This window comes from Enterococcus sp. DIV2402 (assembly GCF_017426705.2).
Classification (GTDB): domain Bacteria; phylum Bacillota; class Bacilli; order Lactobacillales; family Enterococcaceae; genus Enterococcus_F; species Enterococcus_F lowellii.
In genome coordinates this window covers 1,145,591-1,160,600 of sequence record NZ_CP147251.1, presented here as the reverse complement: position 1 = coordinate 1,160,600, position 15,010 = coordinate 1,145,591, and the positions used below count along the sequence as shown (strand labels likewise).

Sequence of the window (15,010 nt, the reverse complement as noted above, 5' to 3'; positions counted from 1 at the left end):
AAAACAACATGTTTAAAAAATTTTCCCAAATAGGTAGAGCAATGATGTTACCCATCGCAATCTTACCGGTTGCCGGATTGCTATTAGGATTAGGTGGTGCATTAACAAATGAGAGCGCTCTTATTGCCTACCCATTTTTGAATCAACCGTGGTTACAAACAATTTTAAGTATTATGAGTTATGCAGGGAATGCAGTATTTGCGAATTTAGCGCTTATTTTTGCTATTGGTGTGTCTGTTGGTTTAGCCAAAGGTGATAAAGGGACTGCTGGCTTAGCTGGTGGTGTTGCTTATCTTGTTTATACAGCAACAATCAGTGGTTTTTTGCAATTATTTTCAGAAGCCGACGCGGTCATTGATACTGGTGTAGTTGGTTCCATTGTCATTGGTAGCACCGTCGCGTTTTTGCATAATAAATATCGCAAAATTGAATTGCCTCAATTTTTAGGGTTCTTTGGTGGTTCACGTTTTATTCCTATTATTTCTTCTTTTGCTGCAATTATTTTAGGCGCATTCTTCTACATTATTTGGCCACCTATTCAAAATGGATTAGGTATTCTTGGTGAAAATATTGCTCAAATGGGAAGCTTAGGTACATTTTTATATGGCTTTTTATTACGATTAACCGGCGCTGTTGGTTTGCATCATACCATCTATCCCCTATTTTGGTATACGTCACTAGGCGGTACTGAAACAGTCGCAGGTAATGTCATTTCAGGTGCACAAAATATTTTCTTTGCACAATTGGCAGATTCTAATCATACAGGTTTATTTACTTATGGCACGCGCTTCTTCGCAGGACGTTTCGCAACGATGATGTTTGGTTTGCCTGCAGCTTGTTTAGCGATGTACCATTCAATTCCAAAAGCAAATCGTAAGAAAAATGCTGGATTGTATTTCAGTGGCGCACTCACTTCCACGTTAACAGGAATTACTGAACCGATTGAATACATGTTTTTATTTGTAGCTCCGTGGCTTTATGTTATTCATGCTTTTCTAGATGGCTTGTCTTTCTTAGCTGCTGACTTGTTAAATATTCGCATTGGAAATTCATTTTCTGGTGGTTTAATTGACTTTATGCTATTTGGTGTCTTACAAGGAAATGACAAAACAAACTGGATGTTAGTGATTCCCCTAGGCATTGTGTGGGCAGTCATTTATTATGTAGTTTTCCGTTTCTGTATCACTAAATTTAAAGTAGCGATTCCTGGCATGGATACTTCCTCAGAAGAAACAGAAATTGCCATCGATCAAACAACAAGTTTACATCAAGAAGCATTGATGATTATTTCTGCATTGGGAAATAATGAAAATATTGAATCAGTGGAAGCTTGTGCTACGCGTTTAAGAGTCGCAGTAACTGATGGCACAATCGTAGATAAAGCAGCCATTCAAAAATTAGGCGCAACCGCCGTTTTTGAAGTAAAAGGTGGCATTCAAGCTGTTTTTGGAGGCAAAGCTGATTTACTTTCTCAAGAAATCAATCAAATTTTAGGAGAAGATGAATAAAGCAACTGCTAACAACTATTAAAATGATTCGTGAGTAAAAAGCCCGAGTGATAGCTTGCTTTATGCAATGAGTATCACTCGGGCTTTTAAATATTAGAACCAACTATTTGCAAAATAACATTGATAACATAAAAAAAGAAGCCGCGAGAATCGTTTTCGAAATGCTTTCGCACCAACAATTCTCCGACTTCGTGGGTTTGGCACCCATGGGGGCATAGGGGCTCGAACCCTAGACCCGCAGATTAAGAGTCTGCTGCTCTACCAACTGAGCTATACCCCCGTAAAATGACAATGGATTGCTTAAAAGTAATCAACATTCATTTAATACTTTACTATCTTACACCTGCTTATTTTAAAATGCAACGGTTTTTCATTATTTCTTTTAGAGAAATCATTTTTACTGAACAAGTTGTGTACGATAGTTAACTAATGCTTCTCGATGCAGATAATAATAGCCCTGCTTTTTATCAATATAGCCCATTTCTCTTAGCTGTTGCATCGTATATAACAAATGACGATAGCTCACACCGAGATATTCAGCAATTTCCGTTTGTTTTTCTTCGTAACAATCGTCAATGGAAATTCGCAACAATAAATCAATGAGACGTACCATCAAAGGATACATTTGATTTTCAGTAAAATGTTCTACTCGCAATAATAACTTCAATCCGATATAACGACTGATTTCTTGTAAAAAGATTGTGTCATTCATTAATATTTTACGCGCAGCAGAGATAGGGATTGCTAAGCAGTTGACTGTATTTCTCGCGATGACATTTTTGGTATGTTCTTCTGCTTGAATTAACGTTAGTTCACCAATAAAGTCCTCCGTTTCTAAAAATTGAACAATCATCTGTCGACCATTCTCCTGACTTTTCAAAATTTTTGCTTTTCCTTCTAAAATATAAAATAAATAGTGAACATCCTCTTCTTCTTTTTGAATAAACTCGTTTGATTCAAATTGAAAAATATAGGCCTGCTCTTTAATCATCTCTGGAAAACATTCAGGTAAATTAAAATTTGATTGACTCGTATACAATAATTTTTTCATCTTTTTCTCCTAAACATGAGATATCTCATATAGTTCTTCTTCAGTTTAGCATATAATGACTACAACACAACAAAGGAGGAATACAATGAAGTTTAAAACCGTTTCGCAATCGCTTATTTTCTATTTTATTAGTGCTTTAGGTATCAGTATGACCATCAAGGCAACGATTGGCGTGAGTAGCTTTAATTCGCTCAACACGGCGTTATCTGGTGTCTTATCATTAAAAATTGGCACGATAACCTCACTCATCAACATTGGTTTTTTATTGGTTTGCTGGGGAATGGATACGCAAAAAGATAAAAAACAATATCTTCTTATGCTATTTTCTTTAATCAGCTTTGGTGAAGTGATTAATTTTATGTTGTATTATTTATTTTCAGATATTACTTTAATTTCTTATGGTTGGCGTTTATTTTTCTTTGTTTTAGGAACCATTATTGGCGGGATTGGTACTGGACAAGTCTTACGATTAGATTTGTTAAAATTTCCAATTGAGAATTTTTGTTTACTCATTTCGGAGCGTACAAAAAATAGTTTTGCTTTTTATCGCTATAGTATTGATGTGATTTGTGTGATACTCTCACTCCTCCTTTCTTACTTGTTTTACTTACCATTATTTGTTCGTGAAGGGACGATTATTAGTTTATTTTTACTTTCAGGTTCGATTGGTTGGTCACGCAATCTTTCTCTCATCCCACAAAAAAATCGCCCCCAAAACTAGACAATCTAGCTTTGGTGAGCGATTTATTTTTTTACTCTTCAATATATGCCCATTTGTAATCATGGGAAGCGCCTGCACCGTGAGAAACAATATTTTTCACTTTTTCAGCGCGTAAATGTGCTTCTGCACGTTGATATACTGGAATAGTTCCCATATCTTCAATTAAAATATTTTCTGCATCTAACAATGCTTGCCAACGCTCGGCTGGTTGCGTTGCATAAGTTGTTGCAGCATCTTTAACTGCTTTGTCGTAGTCTTCGTTGCTCCAACGGCCACGGTTATAAGCATTTCCTGTTACAAATAAATCAGTGAAGCTACTTGGGTCTGCATAGTCAGCTCCCCAACCACCAAAAACAACTTCAAAGTCACCAGCATTTGAACGGTCTAAACGAACACTAAATGGTACGTTAGTCATACTAACATCTACACCATCCAAAGTCTCATTCCAAACACCTTGAACATATTCAGCCGCTTTCTTCACAGAATCCGTATCATCTGAAAGTAATTCAAAGCTTAATGAATCAATTCCTAATTCTTGTTTGGCTTTTTCCCAATATTCTTTCGCTTTTTCAACATCATATTCTGTATTATTTGTTGTTTCTTCAACAAAATCTTTGCCTGTATCTGGATTAAATGACATGTTTTGCGGAATCAAACCAGTTGAAGCTTCCGAACCATCACCTAATACTTGTTTAACTAATGCTTCACGATCAATTGAATAAGACAATGCTTTACGTAAGTTTTCATTGTTAAATGGAGAATCTTTCTCTCTTTGGTTCATTTCAATATAGCTTGTACGTGACTCTTTTAATGTAACAAATTCTGGACTATTTGTATTTTGTTGTGCTAATTCACCTGTTAAGATAACATCATCTAACTGTCCATCTTGGAATAAATTCAAACCAGTTGAAGATTCTTTAACGACAGAGACATTAATTGTTTCTAACTTAACATTTTCTTCATCCCAATATTCTGGATTTTTTTCATATGACCATTCTGTATCTACACCAGGTCCATCAAAATCGCTTAATGTAAATGGTCCATTATAAACAGCAGTATCGCTCTTCTTCGCATAATCTGCACCAAATTCTTCTACTGTTGCTTCATGTTGTGGGAAGAATGATGGGAATGCTAATAGATAATCAAAATACGGTGTTGCTACAGCTAACGTAATTTCTAATTCATAATCTCCCACAGCTTTAATTCCTAAGTCTGTTGCTGGTTTCTTCCCATTAATAATATCTGTCGCGTTGTCTACTACTTCATAAAGATACGCATATTGAGAACCTGTTTCAGGATCGACTGTACGTTGCCAACCATAAACAAAATCTGCAGCAGTTACTGGATCACCATTTGACCATTTAGCATCTTCTCTTAATTTTAATTTATAAGTTAAACCGTCTTCACTAACTTCTGCTAACTCTGCAGCTGCGGCTGGTTGTGGCTTATTTTCATTATCTAAACGATATAATCCTTCATATACATTGTTTAAAGCAGTGAAACTAATTGTATCGGTCGCAATTGATAAATCAGCGGTAGGCATTTCTTGTAAAACAGCTAAGTTAAATACTTGTTCTGCTTCTCCTGTTCCTGTCTTAGCACTGTCATCTGTTTTAGACGTTCCACCTGTTGTACAAGCGCCTAATAAAATAGCACTCACCAATAATGTTCCTAATAATTTTTTCTTTTTCATAAATCGTCCCCCTAATCTATTTCTAACTTGATGTTAATTTTATTAGAATATGCTGAAAATTACAATCTTTTTTTAACCAAAAACGCCATTTTTTAATAATTAAATTAGAAAAATGCTATTATAACAACATTTCAACTCATAAAATTATTTTTCATTTTATTAAAATAATGGATTAAATGATTAAATCTCTCTCATATAAGTTCCGCTTTAATACAAACGAGTCACAGATTAAACACCTAAGTCTCGCGTAAATTTTGAGCCCCACTAATTGTTGAATACTCTGAAGACACTGTTCCACAAAACAGTTCTCCATTCATGTAATTGACTAAATTATTTCTCTACCAATCATCGTGTTTAGAAGATTTTATTTTTCTAAAAAAATTTTTATTAGATTCAGGTTGTCGTTAGCTACAATAGAAACAATCCATTATCTGAAGCAGAACCAGAGACAAAAATTCTTTTACTAAAAATAAATGCTATCGCTAGTCGGCACTAAGCAAAAAAAGATGGCCAACAGATTACTCTTTTTTATTTCACTTGTGAATTTAAAAACTTTAGAGAAATTCTTTTTACTTTTTACTTTTTTTCAGCTACAATATATAAAGCGTGTTTCTCTTTAAACCCCACTATTCATCACACTTAATTATAAAAAGACTTTTAAAAAACCACAACAAATAGTGTTTCCAATATTCACAAACACAATATATAGTATTTTTTCATTTGACTTCTTTCTCAGTTCATTATACTATTTATATACATTAATTAGTTCAAGCAACGAGGAGGAAATATATATGAACATCAAATTATTCTCAAAAAACAACTGCATGCAATGCAAAATGGCTAAACGCTTTTTAGCAGATAACAATATTAGCTTTGAAGAAATCAATATCGACAACGAGCCTAATGCTATTGATTGGTTAAAAGAACAAGGTTTCCAAAGCGTTCCTGTAATTACATCTGATGCGACAACTGTTGTCGGTTTCCGTCCAGATCAATTACGCCAATTAGCAAGCTAATTTTCGTTCCAAAGAAAATCAGATTTACCTTGGATTTGTCCGTCACCTGTGACTAACAAGTCCATTTTTTTATGAAGTATTAAAAATATAGAGATAAGGTTGTGTATATGAATGAGTTTAAAAACGTTAAAAGACGTCACTTACTTCAAGTTAAATAATGAAATCAACCGTCCAGTTAATGGACAGATTCCATTACACAAAGATCAAGAAGCTCTCGTAGCCTTCTTCAAAGAAAATGTCGAACCAAATACCAAAAAGTTTGCTTCAGTCACAGAGAAAATTGAGTATCTGATTGCTAATGATTATTTGGAAGAAGCGTTTATAAATAAGTATACGCCTGATTTCATCGAAAAATTATACGCCTTTTTAGATGACCAAGAATTTCATTTCAAGTCATTTATGGCTGCCTATAAATTCTACTCACAATATGCTTTAAAAACCAATGATGGTACGGAATACCTAGAAAGTTATGAAGACCGTGTTGCGTTTAATGCGTTGTACTTTGCAGATGGCAATGAAGAATTAGCCCTTTCTTTAGCGGACGAAATGATTCATCAACGTTACCAACCAGCAACGCCTTCTTTCTTAAATGCTGGAAGAAAGCGTCGCGGTGAACTTGTTTCTTGTTTCTTAATTCAGTTAACAGATGATATGAATTCTATTGGTCGTGGAATTAACTCTGCGTTGCAATTATCTCGTATTGGCGGCGGTGTAGGGATTACTTTATCTAACTTACGTGAAGCAAGTGCTCCTATTAAAGGTTATGAAGGTGCTGCAAGCGGCGTTATGCCCGTTATGAAATTATTTGAAGATAGTTTTAGTTATTCAAATCAATTAGGTCAACGTCAAGGTGCTGGGGTTGTTTATTTAAATGTTTTCCATCCAGATATTATTAGCTTTTTATCTGCTAAAAAAGAAAATGCAGATGAGAAAATTCGTGTAAAAACATTATCATTAGGCGTCCTTGTTCCCGATAAGTTTTATGAATTAACACGTAAAAATGAAGATATGTACTTATTCAGTCCATATAGCGTTGAAAAAGAATACGGTGTCCCTTTCTCTTATGTTGATATTACAGAAGAATACGATAATTTAGTTGCTAATCCACGTATCCGTAAAACAAAAATACGTGCACGCGATTTAGAAAATGAAATCTCTAAATTGCAACAAGAATCTGGTTATCCTTATATCATCAATACAGATACTGCAAACCGTGCAAATCCCGTATACGGTAAAATCGTCATGAGTAATTTATGTTCTGAAATTTTACAAGTCCAAGAGCCTTCTGTCCTAAATGGGAAACAAGAATATGAAGAACTAGGTACAGATATTAGCTGTAACTTAGGTTCATCAAATATCGTTAACTTAATGGAGAGCCCTGATTTTGGTAAATCGGTTCGTACAATGACACGTGCATTAACTTATGTAACAGATGCATCTGATATCGACGTTGTCCCTTCTATTCAAAATGGAAATCGTTTAAATCATACAATTGGTTTAGGTGCGATGGGACTACACACTTATTTCGCTAAAAATCAAATGGAATATGGTTCTCCAGAATCAATTGCATTTACAGATATTTATTTCATGCTATTAAATTACTGGACATTAATGGAAAGTAATGTCATTGCCAAAGAACGTGGTGAAGTCTTCCATAACTTTGAAAAATCAGATTATGCAAATGGTCGTTATTTCGAAAGCTACATTCAAGCGGATTATCAACCAAAATCAGAAAAAATTGCCGCCCTTTTTGAAGGAATTCAAATTCCAACTAGTGCAGATTGGCAAGCTTTAGCTGATGCGGTTAAAAAAGATGGTCTTTATCATCAAAATCGTTTAGCAGTAGCACCAAACGGCTCTATTTCTTACATTAACGATACAAGTGCTAGCTTACATCCAATCACTCGTTTAATTGAAGAACGTCAAGAGAAGAAAATTGGGAAAATCTATTATCCTGCTGCGCACTTATCAAATGATACAATTAGCTATTACAAATCAGCTTATGACATGGATATGCGTAAAGTTATTGATATCTACGCAACAGCACAAAAACACATCGATCAAGGCATGAGCTTAACTTTATTCATGCGTTCTGAAATTCCTGAAGGTTTGTACGAATGGAAAGACACAAGTAAACAAACAACTCGTGACTTAAATATTTTACGTCATTATGCTTTCCATAAAGGGATTAAATCTATTTATTATATTCGTACATTTACTGACGATGCAGAAGAAATCGGCAGCAATCAATGTGAAAGCTGTTCAATCTAGTTCAAAGAGGAGGCCTTTTCATGGCAAACACTTATTATAAAGCAATTAACTGGAATGAAATCGAAGATGTTATCGATAAGTCCACTTGGGAAAAATTAACCGAGCAATTCTGGTTAGACACACGTATTCCTCTATCTAATGATTTAGACGACTGGCGTAGTCTTTCCGATCAAGAAAAAGAAATGGTTGGACATGTTTTCGGTGGTTTAACTTTATTAGATACCATCCAATCGGAAAGTGGCATGGATCAATTAAAAAAAGATGTCCGTACAACTCATGAAGAAGCAGTTTTAAATAATATTCAATTTATGGAATCTGTTCATGCGAAAAGCTATTCATCAATTTTCAGTACTTTAAATACCAAAAAAGAAATTGAAGAAATTTTTGAATGGACAAATACCAACGAATTTTTACAAAAAAAAGCAGAAAAAATCAATGAAATCTATAAAAATGGGACTGCTTTAGAGAAAAAAGTGGCAAGTGTTTATCTAGAGACTTTCTTATTCTATTCTGGTTTTTACACACCGCTTTATTATCTAGGAAATAACAAACTTCCCAATGTGGCAGAAATCATTAAATTAATTATCCGTGATGAATCTGTTCATGGAACATATATTGGTTACAAATTCCAATTAGGCTTTAACCAATTGCCTGAAGACCAACAACAAACATTAAAAGATTGGATGTATGAACTGCTCTTCGAATTATATGAAAACGAAGAAAGATATACCGATCAATTATATGCTGAAATTGGTTGGGCAGATGAAGTAAAAACTTTCTTACGCTACAATGCCAATAAAGCTTTGATGAATTTAGGACAAGACCCTCTCTTCCCTGATACAGCAAATGATGTCAATCCAATTGTCATGAATGGTATTTCTACAGGGACAAGTAACCATGACTTCTTCTCACAAGTAGGAAATGGTTATCTATTAGGAACAGTTGAAGCTATGCAAGACGATGATTATTTAATCGGAATGGATTAATTATTTTAGACACTGAGGTCGTTTGACTTCAGTGTTTTTTTATCTAACAATTTTGTTCGTTTAGATTCACTTCTTTCGATGGTTGACTTTTTTTATTCACGATAAACTATTCGTAGAATAAATGATAAGGAAGTGTCGCTTGATGAAAAAAATGACAAAGATCTTTATTGCTGGTTCCCTATGTCTCGGAGTTGCTTATTTTGTTTATAACAACGTGATGCAGCCACTCAATGAAGAAGCCACTCAAGAAATCCCCTTATATAAATAATTACGCCATTTTTAGCAATATACACCAAAAAGAGCCAAATTTTTTATGTTTGGCTCTTTTTTTGTTCGAAATAATTGGTGGCAAATTTTTTAAAGCCTTGCGTAATCGGTGTTTGATAGCGATTTTTCAACCAAGATAGCCAAATTGTTCGCTGACAAGTGGGTGAATCAATCGTCAAAAGTGGTAACGATTTTTGATGTTTGTTTTCAGTCCAAGATTGCGGTACAAACGTGACCCCAAAACCAGCATGAACTAGCTGAATAATAAAGTCAAAACTTTCAATTTCGAAGGCAACATCTGGGTCAAAACCAGCTTCTCGACAAAATAATTTCGTCATTTCTCCAAATGCATAATCACTTGTCACACTAATAAACGGTTCTTCCGCTACTTCACTTAGATGAATATTTTTTCGATGGGCTAATGCATGATTCGGTGGCACCGCTAAATAAATTTCTTCCGTTAATAACGGCTGGCAAGCAATCTCAGGGTGACGAATGGGGGTATAAAAAATACCTAAATCTACTTCTCCATCTAATAATTTCGCTTCTAATTCTTGTTGCTGGGTAATGTGTGCAATTTTAAATCGTCTTGTGGGATGCTGTAAAAAAAATTCTTGGAATAACTCTTGTAAAAACTTTGAAGAAGATGCCCCAATCGTCACACTGTTTTCTTTGGTTTCAATTAAATGTGTGAGCTGATATTTACTATAATCTAGTTCACGAAAGATACGTTCAACTGAAACTAAAAAAATGGTGCCGTATTCGTTTAATTTAATCCGTTTCCCTACTCGATCAAACAATTTCACCCCTAATTCTTCTTCTAAATGGGCAATCGATTTGCTTAGTGAAGGTTGGGCGATATGTAATTCTTCAGCTGCTGCTGTCATATTCTCTAAGCGAGCAACCACTTGAAAATACCCTAATTGTCTTAATTCCATATTTTCTCCTTATAGCTAAAAGTAATAAATATATAATTTATTATATATTTCAACTAATAAATAGTCGATGCTATAATGAAAAAGCTTTAGAAATTTTATGAAAACACAACATATTAGGAGGTATTTCTTTGGGGAAATCAAAGTTATGGACAAAAGATTTCGTATTAGTCGCACTTATTAATTTCATTACTTATTTAGTGTATTACTTATTAATGATTATTATTGCTGAATTTGCAATGAAATCATTAGGTGCATCACCTAGTCAAGCAGGTAGTGCCGTGGGGATTTTTATCATTGGAGCTTTAATTGCTCGAATTATTACAGGTAGCATCATTGAACAGATTGGTTATAAGCGAATGCTTTTTATTGGTCTAGGAATTTATTTTATTTCCTCATTCTTTTATTACCCTCTTAACAATTTAATGCTCTTAATGGTCGTTCGTTTTATTCATGGGATTGGTTTTGGTGTAACTTCAGTGGTAACAAGTACTGTCGCCGCACAAATTATTCCAATAGAACGTCGCGGAGAAGGTATCGGCTATTATTCATTAAGTACCACGTTAGCTTCTGCTACAGGTCCAATGTTAGGGATGTTTTTAGTCCGTCAGCTATCTTTTAACACAATTATTACGCTATCGATTATTTTATTAGTGCTTGGGATGTTTGGTGGATTCATTTTACATATGCCCAAAGCAAAAAAAGTCGTACCAACTAATTCACAGCAAAAAATTTCCATTCATCATTTCTTAGAAAAAAAAGCCGTACCGATTTCATTGATTGGTATGTTATTAGGAATTGGTTACTCTAGCATTGTTAGTTTCCTAACTTCTTATACAGCTGAAATTAATTTGGTTGCTGCTGGTAGCTTCTTTTTTATTGCCTATTCCATCGCCATTTTATTTTCTCGACCAATTGCTGGACGTTGGATAGATACAAAAGGGGAAAACTTTGTCATGTACCCGTCATTTATTGCCTTTGCGATTGGTTTATTGTTAATGGGTACTACTGTAAATAGTTGGATGTTATTGTTAGCTGCGCTTTTTATTGGTGCTGGATTTGGTACGTTTTTATCTAGTGGACAAACCATTGCCATTAAAGTCGCACCTGAGCACCGAATTGGCTTAGCAACTTCGACTTTCTTAGCAATTGTCGACTTTGGAGTGGGGATTGGTCCTTCGATTTTAGGCGCATTTGTACCAATTATTGCGTATCGTGGCGTTTATATTAGTATGGCAATTTTAGCTATGGTGGCAGGTATTTTTTATTTACTCTTTAATAAAAAAATCTTGAATACTTAATAAAAAACGACTTTCCTTTGCAAGAAAGTCGTTTATTGTTTAATTTCATGAACAAAATTAGCCACAATTTTTGCTGTTAAACCCCAAATTAATTCTTCAGTTTGATAAAAGAGCAGTTGATGTTGCCCTGCTCCCCACGGTTCTTGATAATGTTGTGGTAAGCCTAATTCTTCTACTGGCAACAGAATTTCTTTTTCTCCTGTTTTTGGATCAACAATATAAGGATGAACCAATACCTGGCACTGGTATTCTTTTGGTTTGTTCTCTAGGAAAAAGGCTACCGGAACTGTGAATACTTTTTCTACCTCATCAGCTGAAATAGTTAATTCTTCTAAAGGAGTCTGTAATAATCCTACATAAGCATGGACTAACATTCCTGTGGGCATGATTAAGGTATCTAAATTACCCAAAATTTCAATTCCTTCTGGACGACAACCTAATTCTTCACATGTTTCTCGAATTGCTGCGAGCTGAGGTGATTCATCAGTCGGATCAATTTTGCCTCCTGGAAAACAAATTTCCCCACCTTGACGGATAGTTTCTGCTCGTTTTTCAAATACAAGATGATATTCACCATCAATTTCTACTAGAGGTACAAATACTGATGATTGAAAATAATCAATTAAGTGACTTTGATGCGTTCGAAAGGTAATGTGCTTTTTTAACCGTTCTTCTGTTAATTTTTCCATGCGACTTCCCTCACTTCATTTACTCTTTAACTATACCCTGAATGTTCCTTTTAAAAAAGCAAAGCGCATGCTAAAATAAATTCAATTTGATAGTTGTTTATTTAGACTGGAGGAATCGGTTAATGTGGGTGTTATTTGCTTTTTTATCAGCTTTTTTTGCTGGAGTTATGTCGATTTTAGCTAAAATTGGCATTGAGGACGTCGATTCGAATCTAGCAACTGCGCTTCGAACTTGTGTAGTGGCCATACTCTCGTGGAGCATTGTCTTTATGGTTCATTCTCAAACATTAATTTCTGCCATCGATCACAGAAGTATGTTGTTTTTAATTTTATCAGGAATAGCAACTGGCGCTTCTTGGCTATGTTATTTCAAAGCGTTGCAAATTGGTGATGTGAATAAAGTCGTTCCTATTGATAAAAGCAGCGTCCTCTTAACAATGATTTTATCGATGGTTTTTTTAGGAGAATCCCTTTCTCTGCTTAAACTACTTGCTATGCTTTTGATTGGTTTTGGAACGTATAGTATGATTGAACATAAAACAACGGCAAAACAAACTACGGACAGTCGCTCGTTAGTATATGCTAGTTTTTCAGCTTTTTTTGCTAGTCTAACAGCCATCCTAAGTAAAATTGGCATAGAAAATGTTGAATCGAATCTTGGAACAGCGATTCGAACAGTCGTTATTTTACTTATTTCTTGGTTGATTGTCATTTATCAGAAAAAACAAACTACTATTAAAAATATTACGAAACGCAATTGGTTATTTTTGATTCTTTCAGGATGTGCGACTGGATTATCTTGGCTATGTTATTACAAAGCGTTACAAATGGGGCCTGCTAGTATTGTCGTTCCTATTGATAAATTAAGTATTGTCGTCACCGTGCTTTTTAGCGTAACCGTCTTACATGAATCGCTAAAGAAAAAAGCCATACTAGGCTTATTCGTCTTGGTAGTAGGCACCTTATTATACTGATATAACCAAGTGTTCTTAATTGATGATACTCAGAAATCGTGCTACTATTTGGTCATAGGGATGGTGCTCCCCTATAACCGCCAATAATGGCTGATGGCGCCTGTTATATACAAAAGTTTATTTTGTCATACATGTTACTTGTATGCCTTAAAGTAGACTCTTGTGTGTAACAGGCTTTTTTGCATTTAAAAGGAGGAGAAAATTATGTCAATCGTAATTAAAAATGTCAAAGCAAGAGAAGTATTTGATTCACGAGGTAACCCTACAGTCGAAGTCGATGTTTTACTTTCTGATGGCTCTTTAGGTAGAGCAGCTGTTCCGAGTGGTGCTTCTACAGGTGACCGAGAAGCTGTAGAGTTACGTGATGGTGGCGAACGCCTACAAGGAAAAGGTGTCAGTCGCGCAGTCAATAATGTGGCAACAGAAATTCATCAAGCATTAAAAGGGCAATCTCCTTTTGACCAAGCTAAAATCGACCAACTAATGATTGATTTAGACGGAACACCAAATAAAAGTCGTCTAGGTGCCAATGCAATTTTAGGTGTTTCAATGGCAGTTGCTCGAGCTGCTGCGGTTAGTCAAGGCGTTCCTTTGTATCGCTATTTAGGTGGGATTGATTTAGAATTGCCACAACCATTCTTTAACGTTATTAATGGTGGTGCGCATGCAGATTCTGGAATTGATGTTCAAGAATTCATGATTACACCAGTGAAAAGAGAGAGTTTCCGTGATGGTGTTGAAAAAGTAGCTAATACGTATCACACACTAAAGAGCGTTTTAGCCAAAGAAGGTTTTGAAACAGCGATTGGCGATGAAGGTGGCTTTGCACCTAAATTAGCTAATACAGAAGCTGCTATTGAGATGTTATATCGCGCGATTCAAGAAGCTGGTTATGTCCCTGGAGAAGAAATTGCAATTGCTTTAGATCCTGCTTCTAGCGAATTTTATTCTACTGAAACGCAACACTATCATTTTGAAGGCCAAGAACTCTCTTCTGATGAAATGCTTGCTTATTACCAAGCGCTAGTTAAAAAATATCCAGCAATTATTTCGATTGAAGATGGTTTCTCTGAGCATGATTGGGATGGCTTTAAAAAACAAACCGATGCAATGGGAGCTACGGTTCAACTCGTAGGTGACGATATTTTTGTAACCAATCCAATGATTTTTAAAGAAGGAATTGAAAAAGGTGTTGCTAATTCTGTTTTGATTAAATTAAATCAAATTGGTACAGTATCAGAATCTATCAATGCAATTAAGCTAGCTCGTGCCAATGGTTATACAACGATGATTTCCCATCGTTCAGGCGAAACAGGTGATACTTTTATTGCTGACTTTGCCGTTGCTATGAATGCTGGACAAATCAAAACTGGTTCAATGGCCCGTAGCGAACGAGTTGAAAAATACAATCAATTTTTACGCATTGAAGAAGAATTAGCTGGCAATGGAACATTGGCTCGTTTTCCTCGTAAATAAAATTGATAAGCTAAACGATTTCTTCTAAGATAAAATCAACTTCATCAACTAATATTATAGAACGTTTTAAAGTTTTCAAGTCAGTAATTTGAACTAGAATACAGACCTATGTATATGTAATT

At 35.0% G+C, this 15,010-nt stretch carries 13 protein-coding genes, 1 tRNA gene, 1 pseudogene and 1 riboswitch; of the genes and pseudogenes, 10 read left to right on the top strand and 5 right to left on the bottom strand.

The features are described 5' to 3' along the window. Positions 1-8 precede the first annotated feature (8 nt). Entirely contained in the window at positions 9-1,508 is a 1,500-nt protein-coding gene (locus tag DOK78_RS05650; RefSeq protein ID WP_207941384.1) for a PTS transporter subunit EIIC, read from the top strand. A 207-nt stretch (positions 1,509-1,715) separates the two neighbouring features. On the opposite strand, the gene DOK78_RS05645 is transcribed toward DOK78_RS05650, so the two are convergent. Both DOK78_RS05645 and yeiL read right to left on the bottom strand, forming a co-directional pair. Continuing rightward, positions 1,716-1,788 (bottom strand) — tRNA-Lys (locus DOK78_RS05645). Positions 1,789-1,905: 117 nt separating this feature from the next. Beyond that, positions 1,906-2,559, bottom strand: coding sequence for a transcriptional regulator YeiL (gene yeiL, locus DOK78_RS05640; protein ID WP_207941385.1), 654 nt, complete (start codon positions 2,557-2,559; stop codon positions 1,906-1,908). Between the two features lie 85 nt (positions 2,560-2,644). On the opposite strand from yeiL, the gene DOK78_RS05635 reads away from it, so the two are divergent. Continuing rightward, on the top strand, positions 2,645-3,280 hold the full coding sequence (locus DOK78_RS05635; RefSeq protein WP_207941388.1) for a hypothetical protein: 636 nt from the start codon (positions 2,645-2,647) through the stop codon (positions 3,278-3,280). A 31-nt stretch (positions 3,281-3,311) separates the two neighbouring features. Here the strand turns inward: DOK78_RS05635 and DOK78_RS05630 are convergent, their stop codons facing one another. Beyond that, positions 3,312-4,973: a peptide ABC transporter substrate-binding protein gene (locus tag DOK78_RS05630; RefSeq protein ID WP_207941389.1), complete on the bottom strand. Its 1,662-nt coding sequence runs from the start codon at positions 4,971-4,973 to the stop codon at positions 3,312-3,314. Between the two features lie 791 nt (positions 4,974-5,764). On the opposite strand from DOK78_RS05630, the gene nrdH reads away from it, so the two are divergent. The 4 genes from nrdH (at position 5,765) to DOK78_RS05610 (ending at position 9,514) form a co-directional block, all read left to right on the top strand. Next, positions 5,765-5,989, top strand: coding sequence for a glutaredoxin-like protein NrdH (gene nrdH / locus DOK78_RS05625; protein ID WP_207941390.1), 225 nt, complete (start codon positions 5,765-5,767; stop codon positions 5,987-5,989). Between the two features lie 111 nt (positions 5,990-6,100). Then, positions 6,101-8,260, top strand: a complete 2,160-nt coding sequence (gene nrdE / locus DOK78_RS05620) for a class 1b ribonucleoside-diphosphate reductase subunit alpha (RefSeq protein WP_207941391.1) — start codon at positions 6,101-6,103, stop codon at positions 8,258-8,260. Positions 8,261-8,280: 20 nt separating this feature from the next. Continuing rightward, complete coding sequence (gene nrdF, locus DOK78_RS05615; protein ID WP_207941392.1) at positions 8,281-9,246, top strand: class 1b ribonucleoside-diphosphate reductase subunit beta; 966 nt, start codon at positions 8,281-8,283, stop codon at positions 9,244-9,246. 142 nt (positions 9,247-9,388) lie between these two features. Further along, a complete protein-coding gene (locus DOK78_RS05610) occupies positions 9,389-9,514 on the top strand; it encodes a hypothetical protein (RefSeq protein ID WP_279381653.1) in 126 nt (41 codons plus the stop codon). 43 nt (positions 9,515-9,557) lie between these two features. On the opposite strand, the gene DOK78_RS05605 is transcribed toward DOK78_RS05610, so the two are convergent. Further along, on the bottom strand, positions 9,558-10,451 hold the full coding sequence (locus DOK78_RS05605) for a LysR family transcriptional regulator (protein WP_207941393.1): 894 nt from the start codon (positions 10,449-10,451) through the stop codon (positions 9,558-9,560). Positions 10,452-10,579: 128 nt separating this feature from the next. Between DOK78_RS05605 and DOK78_RS05600 the strand changes: the two genes are divergently transcribed. Next, on the top strand, positions 10,580-11,749 hold the full coding sequence (locus tag DOK78_RS05600) for an MFS transporter (protein ID WP_207941394.1): 1,170 nt from the start codon (positions 10,580-10,582) through the stop codon (positions 11,747-11,749). A gap of 32 nt (positions 11,750-11,781) precedes the next feature. On the opposite strand, the gene DOK78_RS05595 is transcribed toward DOK78_RS05600, so the two are convergent. Beyond that, the gene (locus DOK78_RS05595) at positions 11,782-12,438 is read right to left on the bottom strand and encodes an NUDIX hydrolase (RefSeq protein ID WP_207941395.1); all 657 of its coding nucleotides are present in this window, start codon (positions 12,436-12,438) and stop codon (positions 11,782-11,784) included. Positions 12,439-12,560: 122 nt separating this feature from the next. On the opposite strand from DOK78_RS05595, the pseudogene DOK78_RS05590 reads away from it, so the two are divergent. The 3 genes and pseudogenes from DOK78_RS05590 to eno all read left to right on the top strand — a co-directional run. Further along, a pseudogene (locus tag DOK78_RS05590) lies at positions 12,561-12,971 on the top strand (EamA family transporter); the annotation flags it as partial. Continuing rightward, positions 12,963-13,412, top strand: coding sequence for an EamA family transporter (locus DOK78_RS05585; RefSeq protein ID WP_339076394.1), 450 nt, complete (start codon positions 12,963-12,965; stop codon positions 13,410-13,412). The pseudogene DOK78_RS05590 and the gene DOK78_RS05585, both read left to right, overlap by 9 nt. A gap of 47 nt (positions 13,413-13,459) precedes the next feature. Continuing rightward, a riboswitch (Fluoride riboswitch) is annotated at positions 13,460-13,522 on the top strand. Between the two features lie 94 nt (positions 13,523-13,616). Further along, positions 13,617-14,888: a phosphopyruvate hydratase gene (eno, locus tag DOK78_RS05580; RefSeq protein WP_207941398.1), complete on the top strand. Its 1,272-nt coding sequence runs from the start codon at positions 13,617-13,619 to the stop codon at positions 14,886-14,888. The last annotated feature ends 122 nt before the right edge of the window (positions 14,889-15,010 follow it).